This is a genomic window from Burkholderia sp. SR8 (genome assembly GCF_052851275.1).
Genome location: NZ_JAULUC010000003.1, coordinates 339,266 through 359,122, shown reverse-complemented (window position 1 = coordinate 359,122; position 19,857 = coordinate 339,266). Strand labels below are relative to the sequence as shown.

Below are 19,857 nucleotides of genomic sequence, written 5' to 3'. Positions count from 1 at the left end.
GCGCCCCATCTGCGAGGTAACGGACGATGATCGATCGACGCCGGTTCATGACCGCCGCGCTTGCGGCCGCAGCGGGCGTGCGATGGCACGCAGCCGCTGCCGCGTTCGCGACTGCGGATCTCGACCCGCGCCAGGCCGGCCGCATCCGCGCATCGCGCGACGCGGCCGCGATTCGCGCGGCAAGCAATTACCGCTGGGTGCGCGACGGCGCGTTCACGGTCGCGATCTCGCCGCACGCGCCGCCGGTGTCGACCTACGCGACCGATGCGCGCACCGTGGTCGGCGCCGACCCCGACTATGCGCAGCTCATCGCCGACGCGTTGGGCCGCACGCTGGTGCTGCTGCCGATCGCGTGGGCCGACTGGCCGCTCGGGCTCACGTCGGGCAAGTACGACGCGGTGATCTCGAACGTCGGCGTGACCGAGAAGCGCAAGGAAAAATACGACTTCACGACCTACCGGCTCGGGCTGCATGGCTTCTACGTGCGCACCGCGAGCCCGATCGCGAAGATCGCCGAACCGAAGGACGTCGCGGGGCTGCGGATCATCACCGGCGCGGGCACGAGCCAGGAGCGCATCCTGCTCGAATGGAGCCGGCGCAATGTCGCGCAAGGGCTGAAGGCCACCGAACTGCTGTATTTCGACGACGATGCGGCCGCACGCGTGGCGCTGCTGTCGGGCCGCGCCGATGCCGAACTGAACCCGAACGCGTCGCTTGCGTACGAGGCCGCGCGCGACGGCAAGATCAGGCGCGTCGGCGTCGTCAATGCGGGCTGGCCGGCGAAGGCGGACGTCGCGATCGCGACGCGGCGCGGCAGCGGCCTTGCGCCCGCGCTGACCCTTGCGACGAATGCGCTGATCGGCAATGGTCGCTATGGCCAGGCGCTCGCGCGTTGGGGATTGCAGAGCGAAGCGGTCGCGCGCGCGGAGACGAATCCGCCGGGATTGCCGTCGTTCTGACCTGATACGCCCGCACATCGAATGACATCGCCCCGGCATGCACTGAAGGACATGCCGGGGCGAACCGTCGTACCGGCCTGAGCGCCTACGCCACCTGCGCCGTCTTCGCCATGCGATCCCGGTCGAGTGCCGCGACATGCGCGTGAATCGCCGGAATCAGCTCGTGCCCATAGGCCGACGCATCCTCCAGCGGATCGAACCCGCGAATCAGGAACGTCGATACGCCGAGCCGGTAATACGCGCCGAGCGCTCGCGCGACCTGTTCGGGCGTGCCGACGAGCGCGGTGGAATTCCAGCGCGCGCCGGTCAGGTTCGCAACGCCCATCCACAGCCGCTCGTCGAGCACGTCGCCCTGTGCGGCAGCGGCCATCAACCGTTGCGAGCCTGCGTTCTGCGGCGCATGACCTTCGATCGGCTGGCCGTTCGCGAGCCGCGCTGCGCGCACGCGCTCGCGAATCGCCTCGGCCTTCTCCCACGCGGCGGCTTCGGTATCCGCGACGATCGGCCGGAACGACACGCTGATCCGCGGCGCGCGTCCGAACGGCGCGGCGGCGGCCCGCACGCGTGCGATCTGCTCGCGCACCGCGGCGAGCGGCTCGCCCCACATCATGTAGACGTCCGCATGCTGCCCGGCCACGGCCAGCGCAGCCGGCGACGAACCGCCGAAACAGATCGGCACGTGCGGACGCTGCGCGCCTTTGACCACCGGCGACGCACCGCGCAGCCGATAGAACTCGCCGTCGTGATCGACCGGCGCGTCGGCGAGCCAGATGCGCTTCAGCACGTCGAGATATTCGCCGGTGCGGCGATAGCGTGCATCGTGCGGCACGAAGTCGCCGTCGCGCTGCAGGTCGGTGTCGTCACCGCCCGACACCACGTTCAGCGCGAGCCGACCGCCGCTGAACACGTCGAGCGTCGCGATCTGCCGCGCGGCGGCCGACGGCACGATCACGCCCGGCCGGTGCGCAAGCAGGATGCGGATGCGTTCGGTGGCGGCAGCCGCGAATGACGCGACGATGAAGCCGTCCGCCGCGTTGCTGAAATGGCCGACCAGGATCTGGTCGAAGCCGGCCGCTTCATGCACTTGCGCGAAGCGCCGCACATAGTCGGGCTGGACGGCGGCGCCGCCCGGTACGTCGACCTCCGCGCCAGGCGTCGCGGTGATCATGCCGATGATGTCGACAGGCATGTCGGGCTGTCCTTCCGGTTGTCGATGGAAATGCGCAGGTCACTGCGCGGCGGCCGCTTTCTGCGCGGGCGCCGCGAACGCGCCCGCATACGAGCGGTCGAGCAGCTTCGCCGTGTCGTACGCGACCGGGATCACGCCGGCCCTGTGCAGGAAATCGGCGGTGTTCTGCGCGTCCTTCGCGGCCGTGTCGTCGACCGGGCCCACGCGCTGGTGCGCGTTGTTGAGCCAGCGGTACGCGACATCCGGCTCCAGCTTCGCGCGTTTGGCCCACCGATCCGCGTACTCGCGCGGATGGCTGTCGACCCACTGACGTGCGGCAACCACGCGCTTCAGGAAATCGGTGATCTCCGCGCGCCGGGCGGTGGCCGCGTGCTCGTTCGCGGCGACGAAGCTGAGCGCCGGCATCAGCCCCTGCGCGGTCGTCACCGGGCGCGCCCCCTGTCGAAGCGCGAGCGTGCTGACGAACGGCTCCCACAACGACACCGCGTCGACCGAGCCGTTCGCGAGCGCGTTGGTCGCATCGATCGGCATCAGGTACGCGTACTTGATGGAATCCGCCCGCAGCCCCGCGCGTTCGAGCGCGCGCAGCACGAGCTGCTGGCTCCATGCGCCGCGCCAGACCGCGATCGTCTTGCCCTGCAGGTCGGCGACGGTGCGCACCGGCGAGTTCTTCGGCACGAGGATCGCGACGCCGTCGAGGCTTTGCCGCGACACCGCGACGACCTTCACCGGCGCGCCGCGCGCGGCCAGCGCAAGCAGCGCGGAATCGCCGAGGAAGCCGATGTCGATCGCATTGCCGTTCAGGCTCTCGGCGACCGGCGCGGCGGCCTGGAAGTGCTTCCACTCGATCGTGTAAGGCAGGTCCTTCAACACGCCGGACGCCTCCATCGACGCCTGGATGTTGAAGTAGTTCTGTTCACCGACGCGCAGCGTGACGGTGTCTTTCGCGATGCCCGGCTGCGCGGCGAGCGCGAGCAGCAGCGCCGTGACGATTCGGCTCGACAACGTGATCTCCCCGGAGGTTGGCGGGCTGCCGCGCGACGCGCGGCGCCCTTCTGTCCGCGCGGCGCGACGGCCGGCGGACGGGATGGAACCGGTGACGATACGTCGATCCGCGTCATGAGACAAACGCAATATTCTGCTATGCAAAGATGCAAATATTTTATGGAACGACGGTGCCGTGGCGACGCCGCCCGCAGGCCTTCGCGGAGGCCGTTCGAATGTTTCCTCGATAGTTATTTCGCGCACGAAATAAATTCGCAACTATATTTCGCATACGAAATAACTACCCGGAACGAGGACGGCCATGACATCCGAACCAATAGAATTTTCCGCCGCCGACGGCTATCCGCTGCGCGGCACGCTATGGTCGCCGGACGCGCCGCCGCGCGCGCTGGTGCTGATCCATCCGGCGACTGCGGTGCCCGAGCGGCTGTATGCGGGCTTTGCGCGCTTCCTGACCGAGCGCGGCTTCGCGGCGCTGACCTACAACTATCGCGGGATCGGCGCGTCGCGGCCGGCACGGCTGAGCGCGCTGCGAGCGCGCATGCGCGACTGGGTCGAACTCGACGTCGGCGCGGCGATCGCGTGGGCGCGTCGGACCCATGACGGGCTGCCGCTGCTGGCCGTCGGCCACAGCGTCGGCGGCCACGCGATCGGGCTGTCGGCCGGCACCGCGCACCTGCGCGCGGCCGTGATGGTCGCCGCGCACGCGGGCAGCACGCGGCTGATTTCCCGCGCAGCGGAGCGGCTGAAGGTGCGGCTGATCCTGCGCGTGATCGGCCCGCTCGCGGCCGCGCTGCTCGGCTACGTGCCCGGCAAGCGGCTCGGCCTCGGCGAGGACCTGCCGGCCGGCGTGTTCCGCGAATGGAGCCGCTGGACCACGCTGCCGCGCTACTTCTTCGACGATCCGACGCTCGGTGCGGCCGAACGCTTCGCGAAACAGCAGTTGCCGATCCTCGCACTCGGCTTCGACGACGACCCGTGGGCGAACCCGCGCGCGATCGACCTGCTGGTAAGCTACCTGACCCGGGCGGCCGTCGAACGCCGTCAGATCGATCCGGATACGGCGGGCAGCGGGCCGGTCGGACACATGGGCTTCTTCCGCAGCCGCCCCGGCAGCGTGCTGTGGCCCGGCGTCGCGGACTGGCTCGCGCACGCGCTCGACACGCCGCGCGACGCGGGCCGCCCGTCCCTTTCCATTACAGCAGGGCACCGAGCTTGAGCGAAGACCGACGACTGTTTTTCCTGTTGAACATCGGCCAGCGGCGCGTGCAGCGCTGGGTCGACCGCAAGGCCGAGACCGATGCGCGCGCGAGTGCCGCGCAGGCCGGCGTGCTGTTCTGTCTCGCGAAGCAGGACGGCGCGCTGATCGGCGAAGTCGGCGCGGCGCTGCAACTCGCGCCGTCCGCGATGACGGGGCTTGCCGACCGGATGGCGAAAGCCGGCCTGCTGACGCGCCACGCCGATTCCGACGACGGGCGTGCGACGCGCCTGTTCCTGACCGACGAAGGTCATGCGGCGCTCAAGCTTGCGCGCGTGGTATTGCGCGAGTTGAACGGCAAGCTGTGCGACGGTTTTTCCGACACGGAACTCGATGTCGTCGCGCGCTGGCTGCACGCGCTGCAGGACCGGTTTCCGGCAGAGCGCTGAACCAGACGACGCGCACTGGATGCGCGCGCAATCACATGCGAAGCGCATGCAATCCGCATGCAATCGCACGTAAGCGAGAGCGATTCCGATTCGTCTTTCCGATTCGTTTTTCGCGGGTTACCGGCGGCAAATTTTGCGTGCCGGACCCGCCGCTTCGGCAACGCTTGCCTGCTACGCTCTGTTACAAAAAATTGCCTCGCACGCCGCATACGGATCGCCTACATTGCAATCCACCTCGACGCATTCGTCGTATGCACGGACAGGTCTTCCGTCGGGTTCGCAGCGCCAAGCTCGCCCGGCAAGCAATGAAAACGAATAGGAGTCTTGGCCGAAGTGCTGGCGGTATCCAGCGCACGCGGATTGCGATGGCTGAAGCGGCCTCCTGAACGACACGACCCGACACGCTGCACGGCATCCGCTGCCGCGCGGCGGGTCGCGTGGCGCGGCCGCGCCATCTTCACCGCACGTCACCGAGGAGCAGTCCATGCGACGCACGATCGTGTCTCACTCGCCTGTCAATCGCCTCACCCGCCTCACCCGCCTGTCCGCCGCAACGGCAATCGCGATGGCCGCCGCCGCGGCAGCGCATGCCGATCCGGTCGCCGTATCCGGCCCAAGCCCGTTCGCCGCGTGCACCATCGGCGGCCCCGGCACCGTCTACGTGAATGCCGAGGTCGAACCGTGGCTCTCGGTCAATCCGTCGAACCCGACCAACATGATCGGCGTGTGGCAGCAGGATCGCTGGTCCAACGGCGGCGCGCACGGGCTCGTCGCCAGCTACACGTTCGACGGCGGCGCGACCTGGGCGCGCACGCCACAACCGTTCAGCGCGTGCGCGCCGGGCGGGCTGAAATACGAGCGCGCATCCGATCCGTGGGTGTCGTTCGGGCCCGACGGCACCGCGTATTCGGTGTCGATCTCGTTCAACCAGTCGAACAACAGCAACGCGGTCGCGGCGTCGGTGTCGACCGACGGCGGACAGACGTGGAGCAGTCCGGCCGTGCTGATCGCGAACGACGAGCCGACCACGCAGTTCTTCAACGACAAGGAGTCGGTGACGGCGAACCCGGTGAAAGCCGGCACCGCGTATGCCGTGTGGGATCGGCTCGAACTGCCGAACGGCAATCCGTACGCGAACCTGCACACGGCGGCCTATCGCGGCCCGACGTTCTTCTCGAAGACGGTCGACGGCGGCAAGACGTGGAGCGCCGCGAAGATCATCGTCGACGTGCCGTCGCGTCAGCAGACGATCGGCAACCAGATCGTCGTCGATCCCAGGACGGGCACGCTCTACAACTTCTTCGACCTGATCCAGCCGCCGTTCAACAAGGCGGCCGGCAAGGTCGCGTTCATCAAGTCGACCGACGACGGCGCGACATGGACGAAGCCGCAGGTGATCGCCGGGTTGCAGACGGCCGGCGTGACGGACCCGAACACCGGCGAACCCGTACGCACCGGCGACATCATCCCCGAGCCGGCGATCGATCCCGCGTCGGGGCAGCTCTACGTCGTCTGGCAGGACGGCCGCTTCAACGGCGGCCACTACGACGAGATTGCGTTGTCGACGTCGAAGGACGGCGGTGCGACCTGGAGCGCGCCGCTGCAGATCAACACGCCGACCGGGCGCCCAGCGTTCAATCCGTCGGTGCGCGTCGACAATGCCGGCGCGGTGATGGTCACCTACTACGACTTCCGCGACCTGCAGGCCGGCAACACGACGACGCTGCCCACCGGATTCTGGCGCAAGATCTCGCATGACAGCGGCACGACGTTCGCCGACGAGCGGCGCGTCGGCGGCCCGTTCGACATGAAGACCGCGCCGATCGCGGAGGGCTACTTCATCGGCGACTACCAGGGGCTCGACGTGATGCCGTCGTCGGGGTTCCATCCGCTGTTCGTCCAGACCAACTCCGGCAACCTGACGAACCGGACCGACGTGTTCTTCGCGCCGTGATGGGCGTGTGAGCGCAGCGCCGCCGCGATGCGTCCGATCGCGGCGGCGTGCCGGCCTGCACGGTTTCCGCGTGGCGGGCCGCATCCGTTCGTCGGCCCCGGCCGTCAAGATTTTCCGATGCTCGTGAGGCGGCCACGCTCGACCGCCCGTTATCGCGGTCGTGCCCGCGTCTCATACCGCGCGACGCGCCGCCGCAGCGGCGCGCACCACTCGGCTCGCCCGTCTCCATAGCCATCAGCCAGCAGAAATCCTGCATCCCGCCCCGATCCCGCTTGGATTTTGAGATGATATAACATATCATTTCGCGACCTCGTCCGCCTGAAACCCTTCGATTTCCGACGCCCGAGCCACGCCGAGTCATATCCAGACGGGTCACTGCGCGTTACGAATGCAACAATATATCGTATCCGACGGTGATCCGTATGCCTCGTTTTCCCGATCCGATTCCAACGATTTCACCGACCATGCGCGACCTCCGTCGTCTACCGCTTCGCCCGCTTTCTCCCGTTCCGTTGATGCTGTTCGCCGCCGCCGCGCACGCGCAGGCCGACGCGCCGGCCCCGCCGGCGCCATCGCAAGGCACGCCGCTCGCGCCGATCTTCGTGACCGCGAACCCGCTCGGCGACGCCGAGCTGATCGCGCCGACCGCGCAACTGTCCGGCGACGCACTCACGCGCCGCCAGGCCGATACGCTCGGCGAGACGCTCGACGGCCTGCCCGGCGTGTCGACCACCACGTACGGGCCGATGGTCGGCCGTCCGATCATCCGCGGGATGGACGGCGACCGGATCCGGCTGCTGCAGAACGGCGTCGCCGCGTACGACGCGTCGTCGCTGTCGTACGACCACGCGGTGCCGCAGGACCCGCTGTCGATCGAACGCGTCGAGATCGTGCGCGGGCCGGCCGCGCTGCTGTACGGCGGCAACGCGGTGGGCGGCGTCGTCAACACGATCGACAACCGCATTCCGCGCGAGGCGATCGAAGGCGTGACCGGCGCGCTCGACGCACGCTACGGCGGTGCGAACTCGATGCGTGCGGGCGCCGCCCAGGTCGAAGGCGGCAATGGCCGCTTCGCGTTCCACGTCGACGCATTCGATCGCGAGACGAGCAAGCTGCGGATTCCCGGCTATGCGCGCAGCAGTGCGCAACGTGCGAGCGACGATCCGGACACGCCGCAGCCGGTCGGCAACGTGCCGAACAGCGACGGCCGCGTGCATGGCGGCGCAGTCGGCGCGTCGTACACGTGGGCCGACGGTTTCGCGGGCCTGTCGTACAGCGGCTACGAGTCGAACTACGGCTCGGTCGCCGAGGACGACGTGCGTCTGCGCATGCGCCAGGAACGCCTTGCGTTCGCGTCCGAGGTGCGCAACCTGAGCGGCCCGTTCACGAAGCTGAAGTTCGACTTCGCGTACACCGACTATCGCCACAAGGAGGTCGACAACGGCGAGACGGCGACCACCTTCCGCAACCGCGGCTACGAGGCGCGCATCGAGGCGCGGCATCGCAAGATCGGCCCGTTCGAAGGCGCGATCGGCGTGCAGTTCGGGCAGAACACGTTCTCGGCGCTCGGCGATGAAACGCTCGTGCCGTCCACGCGCACGAACAGCGTCGCACTGTTCGGCCTCGAGGAATGGCAGGTGGTCCCGGCGCTGAAGCTGAGCGTCGGCGGCCGCTTCGAGCACGTGAAGGTCGATCCCGATCCGGCCGGCGTCGAGAAATTCGCAGGCGCGCAGCCGCGCGATTTCAATGCCGGCAGCGTATCGGCCGGCGCGCTGTTCTCGCTCACGCCCGTCTGGTCGCTCGCGGCGAACGTCGCGTACACGGAACGCGCGCCGACCTTCTACGAGCTGTACTCGAACGGCCCGCACGACGCGACCGGCCAGTTCCTGATCGGCAACGCGAACGCGTCGAAGGAAAAGGCCGTGTCGACCGACCTGGCGCTGCGCTACGCGAGCGGCCCGAATCGCGGCAGCGTCGGCGTGTTCTACAACCGCTTCTCGAACTATCTGACCGAGTACAACACCGGCCGCATCGTGAACGCCGACGGCGAGCCGGTCGCGCCCGGCGCCGGCGATACGCTCGACGAAGCCGTCTATCGCGGCGTACGCGCCGAGTTCTACGGCGTCGAGCTCGACGGCAAATGGCGCGCGTTCTCACGGCGCGGTCATACGGTCGACCTGGAGCTGACCGCGGACTACACGCATGCGCGCAACGTCGACACCGGGCAGCCGCTGCCGCGCATCGCGCCGCTGCGCGCGACGCTCGCGGCGGACTACGGCTACGGCCCGTTCGGTGCGCGCGCACAGGTCACGCATGCGTGGTCGCAACACCGCGTGCCCGACAACGACTTCCCGACCGACGGCTATACGTCGCTCGGCGTGATGCTGACGTACAAGTTCCGCGTCGGCGTGACGCACTGGCTCGCGTACCTGCGCGGCGACAACCTGACGGACCAGGAGATTCGCTATGCGACCTCGGTCGTACGCGGCTTCGCGCCGCAAGGCGGCCGCAGCGTGATGGCCGGACTGCGCACGACGTTCTGACTCCCCGCCCCCCGCGGCGCTGACCGCGGGATCATCCGGCGCCGACCACGGCCGGCGCCGGCTTCTCCTTACCGGCGCAACGCATGCTGCCGTCGCGCACCGGTTCCCACCCCATATTTCCGGCGCGCATTCCTGCGTTCGTCGGCAAATCGGCAATCGCCCAATACCGGGAATTAGAGCGTCCGCTTTAAATCCCCGATCAGACCGGCCATTCGATCCGCATTTGAACGCTTCGCGCCACGGATGATTTCGCATTTTTGAGCTGGATCAAAAACGCCCGCCCCGCGCGGGTTCCAGCGAAAAGAAAATCGATATCAGGGTTTTCGAAGGGTAAAGAAAGCTTCCTGAATGCCCGTTAATACCGGCACGAGCCCGTATCGGTCGAAAAATAAATTCCAATGCCAACCACTCTCGCCCAGAGGCACATCGTGAAAATCGCCAGAATAACGATCAAGGCAAAACTGCTCGGCGGCTTCGGTCTGCTTGCCGCGGTCGTCGTGATCGTGTCGGGCATGGCGCTGAAAGCGCTGTCCGACACGAACGACGAATTTTCCCGGTACATGAACGGCCTCAATGCGCGGGCCAACCTGTCCGCGCACATCCGCACGGCGGTCGACCGGCGCGCGATCGCCGCGCGCAACCTCGTGCTGGTGAGCACGCCGTCCGACATCCAGGCCGAGCTCGCCGACGTGCAGCAGGCGCACAAGGACGTGCAGGACCATCTCGCGAAACTGAAGGCGCTGATGGCGAATGCGGACGACACGACGGATCGCGCACGCGAACTGGTCGCCGAAATCGTGCGCGTCGAAGCGAGCTACGGGCCGGTCGCGCTCGATATCGTCGGGCTCGCGCAGGGCGGCAAGAAGGCCGAAGCGATCGCCGACATCGACACGCGCTGCCGTCCGTTGCTCGCGCAACTGGTTCGCGCAACCGATGCGTACGCCACCTATACGCGCGAGCGCGAAGTCGCGATCGCGCGGGCGTTCGCGGAGCGCTACACCACGGAGCGCAACGTGCTGTCCGCCATTTGCCTGATCGCACTCGCGGTCGCGGCGGGCGGCGGCCTGTGGCTCACGCGCAAGATCACGATGCCGATCGTCGCGGCGGTCGACGTCGCGCGCACGGTGGCCAACGGCGATCTCGGCAGCCGCATCAGCGTGACCGGCAACGACGAGACGCGCGACCTGCTCGACGCGCTGCGCACGATGAATGCGCGGCTGATCGACATCGTCGGCCGCGTGCGCGATTCGTCGAACAGCATCGCGCATGCGGTCGGCGAGATCGCGTCGGGCAACCTCGACCTGAGCCAGCGCACCGAGGAACAGGCGGCGTCGCTGCAGGAAACGGCCGCGACGATGGAGGAGTTCACGTCGACGGTGCGGCTGAACGCGGAGAACGCGCAGCAGGCGAGCGCGCTCGCCGCGAATGCGTCGGACGTCGCGCTGCGCGGCAGCTCGGTGGTCGGCCGCGTCGTCGACACGATGACGGAAATCGGTCACAGCTCGTCGAAGATCGCGGACATCACCGGGATCATCGAGGGCATCGCGTTCCAGACGAACATCCTCGCGCTGAACGCGGCCGTCGAAGCGGCGCGCGCGGGCGAACAGGGGCGCGGCTTCGCGGTCGTCGCGAGCGAGGTGCGCAGCCTCGCGCAACGTTCGTCGACCGCCGCGAAGGAAATCAAGGAACTGATCTCCGCATCGGTGCAGACGATCCGCGATGGCTCCGCGCTGGCGGGCGAAGCCGGCAAGACGATGTCGGACGTGACGCAGGCCGTCGCGCGCGTCACCGACATCATGGGCGAGATCGCGGCCGCATCGGCGGAGCAGAGCCGCGGCATCGACCAGGTGAACCTGACCATCACGCAGATGGACGAGACGACGCAACAGAACGCGGCACTCGTCGAACAGGCCGCGGCCGCATCGAAATCGCTGGAAGCGCAAGGGCGCGAGTTGTCGGAGACGGTGTCCGCATTCAGGATGCCGGCCGGCGACCATGCAGCCTCGGCGCACGCGCGTACGCACGCGGCCGGCGCTGCGGCGCGCTGGCAGGCGGCTGCGGTGTAACGCGGTCAGGCACCATCCGGCACCCGGTGCGCGGCCGCGCGACGGCGAAGCGGACGCGCATCGCCGGTTTCGTGATCGTTCGGTCGCCGAATGCGGTTGCGCCTGCGCCTGAGCTTGCGCGACGATGCCGAAGCCGAAGCCGATAGCGAACGGCGCGCAACGGTAATGCACCGACCGCACGCGGCTCGATCACGCGCAAATGCAGTCGGTTCCGTTTCCACCACCGACAAACCGATAATCGACACCACCCGACACCACCCGGCACCACACGCGCGCACGAATACACGATCGATCGCGCCGCGCCCGCAATAACCATTCTCCCGTCGTCCCTTCCCCGCCGTGGCGCGGCCATTTTCGCGCACGCGCAATTTTCGGTCCCGCCCGCATGACGCAAAGCATCACGCGCGTGACGCGGCATTCACGTGCGCACCAATCGCGGGCACGCACTTTTAAATCGTCCGAATGACGAGTATGCTTAAAAAGCACTCCACGTTCGAACGGCGAATCGCGTGCCCTGATTCCCGTCCGATCGTATTGCGGCCCCGTCGCGCCTCGCGCCGATGGCGGCGTCCGCCTCGCGCCCCGGCCGCACGAACCTTCCCCAACCATTCGCAGGAGAGCTGGTGAGCCGACTCGTCGTCGTATCCAATCGCATTGCAGATCCCCGTAAAGCCGCCGCCGGCGGGCTCGCCGTGGCCGTGAAAGACAGCCTGCAGGAAACCGGCGGCGTCTGGTTCGGATGGAGCGGCAGGCTGCGCGGTGAAGGCGAGCGTCCCACGCACGGCGACGACGTGCAGATCCAAAACGTCGGCGGCATCCAGCTCGCGACGATCGATCTCGATCCGCAGGATTACGACGCGTACTACCTCGGCTACTCGAACAACGTGCTGTGGCCGGTATTCCACTACCGGCTCGATCTCGCGCAGTTCGACCGGCGCTTCGCGGACGGCTATCGGCGCGTGAACCAGTTGTTCGCGCGCAAGCTGAGCACGCTGCTGCGGCCCGACGATACGGTCTGGGTCCACGACTACCAGCTGATTCCGCTCGCGGCCGAACTGCGCGCGATGGGCTGCACGAATCCGATCGGTTTCTTCCTGCACATTCCGATGCCGCCTCCGCCGATCATGGCCGCGATCCCGGAGCACGAGTGGCTGATGCGTTCGCTGTTCGCATACGACCTCGTCGGCTTCCAGACCGAATCGGACCTGCTGCACTTCGAGCACTACGTCGAGGCCGAAGCCGGCGCCGCGCGGCTGCCCGACGGCCGTCTGCGCGCATTCGGCCGCACGCTGTCGGCCGGTGCATTCCCGATCGGCATCAACGTCGACGAATTCGCGGCGCTCGCGGAAAATCGCGACGGCATCGACATGTTCGAGCGGATGCGCGACGAGTATTCGCGCCGCCAGTTGCTCGTCGGCGTCGACCGCCTCGATTACACGAAGGGGCTGCCGCAGCGCGTGCATGCATTCCGTCAGCTGCTCGAACAGTATCCGGAGAACCGCGACCGCGCGACGCTGATCCAGATCGCCGCGCCGAGCCGCGAGGATCTCGGCGCATACGACGATCTGCGACGCGAGATGGACAGTCTGTGCGGCGCGATCAACGGCGACTACGGCGAACTCGAATGGATGCCGATGCGCTACATCCACCGCACGGTCGCGCGCAAGCGCTTGCCGGGACTCTATCGCGCGAGCCGTGTCGCGCTCGTCACGCCGCTGCGCGACGGGATGAACCTGGTCGCGAAGGAGTTTCTCGCCGCGCAGGACGAGACCGATCCCGGCGTGCTCGTGCTGTCGCGTTTCGCCGGCGCGGCCGAGCAGTTGAAGCCCGCGCTGCTCGTGAATCCGTACGACACGCAAGGCACCGCGCAGGCGATCCAGCGCGCGCTCACGATGCCGCTCGACGAGCGCCGCCAGCGTCACGATGCGCTGATGGCGATCGTGCGCAAGACCGACGTGCACTGGTGGCGCACGCGTTTCCTCGACGCGCTCGCGGAAGCCGCGGAAGTCGCCGCCGCGACGGCGTCCTGAGCGCCGCCGGCCTACGCACGCTCACACGCCGGTCATCTCTCGGTCGAGCACCGCACCGTTCACGTCCTGCACCGCGACCGAAACCGGTATGCCTTCGCGCATGCTCTCGGTCACCACGCAATACGCGTCGAACCGGTCGAGCATGCGTGTCGCAGCCGCGAGATCGGCCCACGCCTTGCCGACCGACAACGTCACGGCCATCGCGCCCACGCGCACCCTGCCCGCGTCGTTCTTCACCATGTCGACGTCGATATGCGCGGCGACCGGCTGCGGATCGACGCGCTGTTTTTCCAGTGCGAACAGCAGGCTCGCCGCCAGGCAGCTGGCGACCGACGCGGCCAGCAGCCGGACCGGATTCGGACCGCGGCCGGCGCCGAGCGGCGGCGGTTCGTCGGTGAGCACCGGGGAAAGATCGGTGCCGGCAAACGTGACTTCGAAGCTGAAACGCGCATGCTGCGCGACATCGACCGATACGTGCGCCTCGCTCATGGCGACTCCGTGACTGGAACAGGGGAAAGGACGGCCGGCGCGATGCCGCGCCGGCGAACATGATTCGCAGCGCGGGCGCGCGTGCGACGCGATCGACATCGGGATCGTGGCCGCCCGCCGGCTGCGCGCGGGATACGCGCTTCAGCGCTCGGGTTCGCGCGGCGGCCCGTACGCGACGAAGTCGCGCTCGACCGCCGACGCCTGCTCCGGCGCATTCGCACCCGTGCACGGTCCGCGATCCAGCGCGGCACGCTCGGGATCCGGCTCGAGACGCCCGTCGATCAGCGCCTGCAACGCATCGCGTTCGAGCACCTCGCACGCGAGCAGCCGCTGTGCGATCCGTTCGAGCACGTCGCGGCGTTCGCCGAGCGTCGCGGCGACGCGCGCATGCGCGTCGGTGAGCAGCGTGTGCACTTCGTCGTCGATCACCCGCGCGGTGTGCTCGCTGCAGCGTCCGTCGCCCGCCTGCCACGCACCCGGCATGCCGGTGCGCGCGTCGCCGTCGTCGAAGCTCACGAGACCGATCCTGTCGCTCATCCCGTACTGCATGACCATGTGGCGCGCCATCGCGGTCGCGCGTTCGAGATCGTTCTGCGCCCCCGTCGACACGTCGCCGAACACGAGTTCCTCCGCGACGCGTCCGCCGAGCAGCGCGTCGATCCGGTCGAGCAGTTCGCTGCGACGCAGTACGTAGCGATCCTCGGTCGGCACCTGCTGCGTGTAGCCGAGCGCGGCTACGCCGCGCGGAATGATCGACACCTTCTTCACCGGATCGCAGTGCGCACGGCTTTCCGCAACGAGCGCATGGCCGGCTTCGTGATACGCGATGGTCAGTTTCTCCTGCGCATTCATCACGCGGCTCTTGCGTTCGAGGCCCGTCAGCGCGCGGTCGATCGCTTCGTCGAAATCGTCCATCCCGATCGCCGGCTTGCCGAGTTCGGCCGCATGCAGCGCGGCCTCGTTCACGACGTTCGCGAGATCGGCGCCGACGAAGCCCGGCGTGCGCGACGCGAGTTCGCCGAGATCGACGTCGGCCGCGAGCTTCACGCGCTTCACGTGCACGCCGAGAATCTGGCGGCGGCCGTTCACGTCGGGCCGGTCGATCGCGATGTGGCGGTCGAAGCGGCCCGGACGCAGCAGCGCCGGATCGAGGATTTCCGGCCGGTTGGTCGCGGCCATGATGATCACGCCGGAGCCGGCCTGGAAGCCGTCCATCTCGACGAGCAGCTGGTTCAGCGTCTGCTCGCGCTCGTCGTTGCCCGACATCGGGCCGACGCCGCGCACCTTGCCGAGCGCATCGAGCTCGTCGACGAACACGATGCACGGCGCCTTCTGCTGCGCCTGCTCGAACAGGTCGCGCACGCGCGCCGCGCCGACGCCGACGAACATCTCGACGAACGCCGAGCCGCTGATCGAGAAGAACGGCACGGCCGCCTCGCCGGCCACCGCGCGCGCGAGCAGCGTCTTGCCGGTGCCCGGCGCGCCGACCACGAGCACGCCCTTCGGGATCTTGCCGCCGAGCCGCTGGTAGCGATCGGGATTGCGCAGGAACGCGACGAGCTGCTGCAGTTCGGCTTTCGCTTCGTCGATGCCGGCGATGTCGTCGAACGTGATGCCGGTTTCCTGCTGCACGTACACGCGTGCGCGGCTCTTGCCCATCCCGGTGAAATCCTGCAGCCCGCCGCGCTTGCGCACCATCAGGTTCCAGATGAACACGAACGCGACGAGCGGCACCAGCCACGATGCGAGCGACGTGATCCAGCCGGTATCGGACGTGCCGTGAAACCGGATGCCTGCCGCGGTCAGCGAATCGATCAGCTGCGGATCGGTCACGCGGTTGGTGGCGAAGCGCGGCGGCGTGCCGTCCTGCTTCACGGCCGCGACTTCGGACGCCGGCAGCAGCGCGCCGGCCTGCGGCAGCTTCAGCGTGCCGGTGATCGTGGTCGAACCGATCTCGAGATCGTCGACCAGCCGCGCGGCGACGAGCCGGTGGAAGTCGCTGTACGCGATCGTCGTCGACGCCGGACGCAGCATCAGCAACTGCGCGGCGAACAGCACGAAGAAGCCCGCGGCAATCAGCAATCCTGCGTAGTCGAATTTCCTGTCCATGACATCACATCGGGCCGCCGGCCGTACACGTGCCGCGTGCGGCGCGCGGCATCGGCAGCCGCGCGCACACGTCACGCATCCGCACCGTCGCCGTCGCGTTTCGTCGCATGAATGACACCGCGAACGCGCTGCCGGGCGTCGTTCGCGCGGACTGCGCGCCGCAACGCGCTGTCCTCGCTTCCAGTCTAGTTCGCGCGTGCGCGTCGCGCATCGTCCGACAAACCGCTTTCATCGACGCCGCCGCCCGCGTTATAGTCGCGTTCGTGACAAATTTGTGACAACCGGCGGCGCGCCGGGCATCGCATCGCCCGCGCGCCGCCGGTGGTTGCGTCCCGTCCCGCGTCGCGGCACGCTGTGCGACCCTGCCGCGCATCGAACGACAACCGCCCATTCGAGGAGCACACGACGTGAACGACACCCCCGATCGCCCCGACGACCTGCCCGCCGATCCCGACCGCCGCCGCATGCTCGGCGGCCTCGCCGCGCTCGGCGCGGGCGTCGCGCTGGGCGGCTGCGAGACCACGCCGGGCAACGCGCCGCGCTCCGCCGCCGACCAGCGGCTCGACGAAGCGCTGCGGCGGCAGGTGCGCCACATCGTCGTGATCTATGCGGAAAACCGCAGCTTCGCGAACCTGTACGGCGATTTCCCGGGCGTGCAGTATCCGCTGAGCGACGTAAAGCCCGAGCACGCACAGCAGCTCGATCGCGACGGCAAGACGCCGCTGCCGGTGCTGCCGAAGATCTGGGGCGGCCTCGTGCCGCAGGCGCAGGAAGTGAACGGCAAGCGCTACGCGATCGCCGAGCGCGACATCGACAAGCTGCCGAACGCGCCGTTCCGCATCGCCGATGCACAGGGCAAGCCGCTGCCGAACGGCGTGATCACGCGCGATCTGTGGCATCGCTTCTACCAGAACCAGATGCAGATCGCCGCAGGCCGCAACAACCAGTTCGCCGCATGGGCCGATTCGGGCGGCCTCGTGATGGGCCACTACCGCAACTCCGCCGACACGCTGAAGCTGTGGAATCTCGCGCGGCAGTACACGCTGTGCGACAACTTCTTCATGGCGGCGTTCGGCGGTTCGTGGCTGAACCACATGTTCCTGATTTCCGCGCAGCCGCCGCTGTATCCGGATGCGCACAAGCATCCGCACGCGGCGAAGCTGCTGTCGAAAGTCGACGGCGACGATCCGGCCGGCACGCGCCTGACGCTCGCGCCCGATTCGCCCGCATCCGCGCTCGACGGGCCGCCGAAGTTCGCGGTCGACGGGCCGCTCACGCCGGACGGCTACGGTGTCAACACGATGGCGCCGCCGTATCAGCCGAGCTACGTGCCGCCGCCCGATCCGGGCAACGCCGCGTATGCGGATCCGTCCGACCATCGCGTGATCCCGCCGCAAGGCCATGCGACGATCGGCGATCGGCTGTCGGAGAAGAACGTCGACTGGGCGTGGTACAGCGGTGCGTGGCAGTACGCGCTCGAACATCGCGACACGGGCATGGTGCCGGATTTCCAGTACCACCATCAGCCGTTCAATTACTTCGCGAACTACGCGCCGGGCACCGAAGCGCGTCGCAAGCACCTGCGCGACGCAGGCCTCGGCGACGAGCCGTCGACCAACCACTTCATCGCGGACATCGACGCGGGCCGCCTGCCGGCCGTCGCGTTCTACAAGCCGCAGGGCAACCTGAACATGCATGCGGGCTACGCGGACGTCGAGTCGGGCGATCGCCACATCGCGCACGTGATCGAGCGGATCCGGCGCGGCCCGCAGTGGGCGAATACCGTGATCGTGATGACGCACGACGAGAACGGCGGCTGGTGGGATCATGTCGCGCCGCCGGTCGGCGATCGCTGGGGCCCTGGCTCGCGGATTCCGGCGCTCGTGATCTCGCCGTTCGCGAAGAAAGGCTACGTCGATCACACGATGTACGACACGAACTCGATCCTGCGCTTCATCAGCCGCGTACACGGGCTTGCGCCGCTCGACGGCGTCGCCGCGCGCGACAACGCGTTCGCGGCGCGCGGTGCGACGCCGCCGGGCGACCTGACGAACGCGCTCGACCTCGGCTGACGAACGACTGACGATCCGCCGACCTCCGCGCGGAATGACGACGCCCCGGTGCAACGCGATTGCCCGGGGCGTCGTGCTTGTGCGTTGCGCTTTTCCGTTTCGCGTTCCGCGTTTCGCGTTTCGTGCCGGCGATGCTACGCGGCGCTGCGCAGCGTGTCGCCCGCTTCGCGCGCCGCGTGACGGCCGGCCTGCCGGCCGAAGAACGTCGCGTCGGCGAGCGACAGCCCCGAGCTGTACCCGGCGCCCCAGCGCGGCAGCCCGCAGGTCGTGCGGCCGGCCGCATACAGGCCGGCTATCGGCACGCGTGCCGCGTCGAGCACTTGCCCGGTCGGCAGCGTATCGAGCCCGCCCAACGTGAAATGCGGATAGAACGCGTAGTCGATCCGGCAATCGAGCGCGACGAACGGCGGCTCGATCAGCGGCTTCAGCCACTTCTTCGCCTTGTGGAACAGCGGATCCGCGCCTGCGGCCGCGTGGCGGTTGTACACGTCGACGGTCGCCGTCAGCGTGCCGGCCGGCATCTGCAGGTCGCGCTCGACTTCGTCCCAGGTCTCGCCCGCCGCCGCGATGCCGATCCGCGCGATCGCCGGCGGCTCCCGGTACGTCGCGTGATCGACCAGCAGGTAGATCCGCTCGTCGGCCTGATGGAACGCGTGATGGCCCGTGCGGCCGTGATAGCCGTCCTCGTTGATGAAGCGCTGGCCGCGCGCGTTCACGAAGATGCCGTAAATCAGCGATTCCGGCGCATAGAACGGCAGGCTGACGAAACCCTGATCCATGTGGATCGCGGCGGCGCCGGCGCTCTGGCCGAGCAGGATGCCCGAACCGTCGTCGCCGGGGCTGCCGATCGGTTCGTCCGAGCGCAGGAACTGCGGCGCATGCCGGCGCACCATGTCGCGGTTCATCGCGAAGCCGCCCGCGCACAGGATCACCGCGCGGCGTGCCCGCACGCAGGCCGTCTCGCCGTACGCGCGCAGCACGACGCCGCGCACCGCGCCGGCGTCGTCGACGATCAGTGCCTGCGCACGCGTGTCGTAGCGCGTCGACACGCCGAGCGCCTGCACGCGCTCGGCCAGCACGCGCATCAGCATCTGCCCGCCGCCCCAGCCCGGCCATTGCGGCGTGTGGCCGCGCGGACACGGCTTCGCGGCGTCGCTGAACGGCCAGGCTTCCTCGCTGCCGGACCAGATCAAACAGTCGTCCGTTTCCGGTTCGACGATTCGCTCGGCGATGAACGTGTTCTTGTACGTGACGCCCTGTGCGACGAGCCAGTCGTGATGCGCGAGGCTCTCGTTCGCATAGATGCGCACCTTCGCCTCGTCGGCGTCGCGGCCGCCGGCGAGCATCAGGTAGCGATACAGGTCCTCGGTGTCGTCGGTGAAACCGGCCTGCCGCTGCGCGGGCGTGCCGCCGCTGCCGCCGAGGTAGATCTCGCCGCCGGACAGCGCACTCGTGCCGCCGTAGCTCGACGCGCGTTCGACGATCAGCGTATCGGCGCCGGCGCTCGCGGCTTCGATCGCCGCGCACGCGCCGGCCGCGCCGAAGCCGACGATCACGACGTCGTGTTCGGCATCCCAGCGATGCACGTCGCGCAGGTTCAGGGGGCGAGTCAGGGAGTATTCGGATGACATGAGGGCAATGGGTCTGCTTGAACGGAATCGGGAATCGGCGAACCTGACGGTCGGGCCCAGTGCTGGCGGGCAGGCGTCCCGGCATCGCCTGCATGCGGCCGCTGCGGCGGCTCGAAGTCACACGAGCGAGCCCCGTCCGGCGTCGCGGGCCGGAGAACCGCAT

The 19,857-nt window shown here is 68.4% G+C and carries 13 protein-coding genes; 8 read left to right on the top strand and 5 right to left on the bottom strand.

The annotated features are described in order from the left end of the window. Nucleotides 1-26: 26 nt before the first annotated feature. Nucleotides 27-959: an ABC transporter substrate-binding protein gene (locus Q3A80_RS05825; RefSeq protein ID WP_446328113.1), complete on the top strand. Its 933-nt coding sequence runs from the start codon at nt 27-29 to the stop codon at nt 957-959. A gap of 85 nt (nt 960-1,044) precedes the next feature. On the opposite strand, the gene Q3A80_RS05820 is transcribed toward Q3A80_RS05825, so the two are convergent. Both Q3A80_RS05820 and Q3A80_RS05815 read right to left on the bottom strand, forming a co-directional pair. After that, nucleotides 1,045-2,148 (bottom strand): LLM class flavin-dependent oxidoreductase, encoded by a 1,104-nt coding sequence (locus Q3A80_RS05820; protein WP_446328112.1) that lies wholly within the window; start codon nt 2,146-2,148, stop codon nt 1,045-1,047. Nucleotides 2,149-2,187: 39 nt separating this feature from the next. Next, nucleotides 2,188-3,153 carry an ABC transporter substrate-binding protein gene (locus tag Q3A80_RS05815; protein ID WP_446328111.1) on the bottom strand — a complete coding sequence of 322 codons (966 nt, stop codon included), beginning with the start codon at nt 3,151-3,153 and terminating at the stop codon, nt 2,188-2,190. 301 nt (nt 3,154-3,454) lie between these two features. On the opposite strand from Q3A80_RS05815, the gene Q3A80_RS05810 reads away from it, so the two are divergent. The 6 genes from Q3A80_RS05810 (at nt 3,455) to otsA (ending at nt 13,393) form a co-directional block, all read left to right on the top strand. Continuing rightward, complete coding sequence (locus Q3A80_RS05810) at nt 3,455-4,372, top strand: alpha/beta hydrolase family protein (RefSeq protein WP_446328110.1); 918 nt, start codon at nt 3,455-3,457, stop codon at nt 4,370-4,372. Beyond that, complete coding sequence (locus Q3A80_RS05805; RefSeq protein WP_446328109.1) at nt 4,369-4,800, top strand: MarR family winged helix-turn-helix transcriptional regulator; 432 nt, start codon at nt 4,369-4,371, stop codon at nt 4,798-4,800. Before Q3A80_RS05810 ends, Q3A80_RS05805 begins: the two co-directional genes overlap by 4 nt. Before the next feature lie 484 nt (nt 4,801-5,284). Continuing rightward, on the top strand, nt 5,285-6,754 hold the full coding sequence (locus Q3A80_RS05800) for a sialidase family protein (RefSeq protein WP_446328108.1): 1,470 nt from the start codon (nt 5,285-5,287) through the stop codon (nt 6,752-6,754). 515 nt (nt 6,755-7,269) lie between these two features. Continuing rightward, a complete protein-coding gene (locus tag Q3A80_RS05795) occupies nt 7,270-9,297 on the top strand; it encodes a TonB-dependent receptor (RefSeq protein WP_446328107.1) in 2,028 nt (675 codons plus the stop codon). A gap of 428 nt (nt 9,298-9,725) precedes the next feature. Continuing rightward, on the top strand, nt 9,726-11,363 hold the full coding sequence (locus Q3A80_RS05790; protein WP_446328106.1) for a methyl-accepting chemotaxis protein: 1,638 nt from the start codon (nt 9,726-9,728) through the stop codon (nt 11,361-11,363). Between the two features lie 623 nt (nt 11,364-11,986). After that, nucleotides 11,987-13,393, top strand: a complete 1,407-nt coding sequence (gene otsA, locus Q3A80_RS05785; protein WP_446328105.1) for an alpha,alpha-trehalose-phosphate synthase (UDP-forming) — start codon at nt 11,987-11,989, stop codon at nt 13,391-13,393. Nucleotides 13,394-13,414: 21 nt separating this feature from the next. Here otsA and Q3A80_RS05780 read toward each other — a convergent pair whose 3' ends face one another. Together Q3A80_RS05780 and ftsH are read right to left on the bottom strand one after the other, a co-directional pair. Further along, nucleotides 13,415-13,882, bottom strand: a complete 468-nt coding sequence (locus Q3A80_RS05780) for an OsmC family protein (protein WP_446328104.1) — start codon at nt 13,880-13,882, stop codon at nt 13,415-13,417. Nucleotides 13,883-14,023: 141 nt separating this feature from the next. Beyond that, on the bottom strand, nt 14,024-15,991 hold the full coding sequence (gene ftsH, locus Q3A80_RS05775; RefSeq protein ID WP_446328103.1) for an ATP-dependent zinc metalloprotease FtsH: 1,968 nt from the start codon (nt 15,989-15,991) through the stop codon (nt 14,024-14,026). Nucleotides 15,992-16,398: 407 nt separating this feature from the next. Between ftsH and Q3A80_RS05770 the strand changes: the two genes are divergently transcribed. Beyond that, on the top strand, nt 16,399-18,063 hold the full coding sequence (locus Q3A80_RS05770) for an acid phosphatase (RefSeq protein ID WP_446328102.1): 1,665 nt from the start codon (nt 16,399-16,401) through the stop codon (nt 18,061-18,063). A gap of 134 nt (nt 18,064-18,197) precedes the next feature. Here the strand turns inward: Q3A80_RS05770 and Q3A80_RS05765 are convergent, their stop codons facing one another. Beyond that, entirely contained in the window at nt 18,198-19,694 is a 1,497-nt protein-coding gene (locus tag Q3A80_RS05765) for an FAD-dependent oxidoreductase (protein ID WP_446328101.1), read from the bottom strand. Between the last annotated feature and the right edge of the window lie 163 nt (nt 19,695-19,857).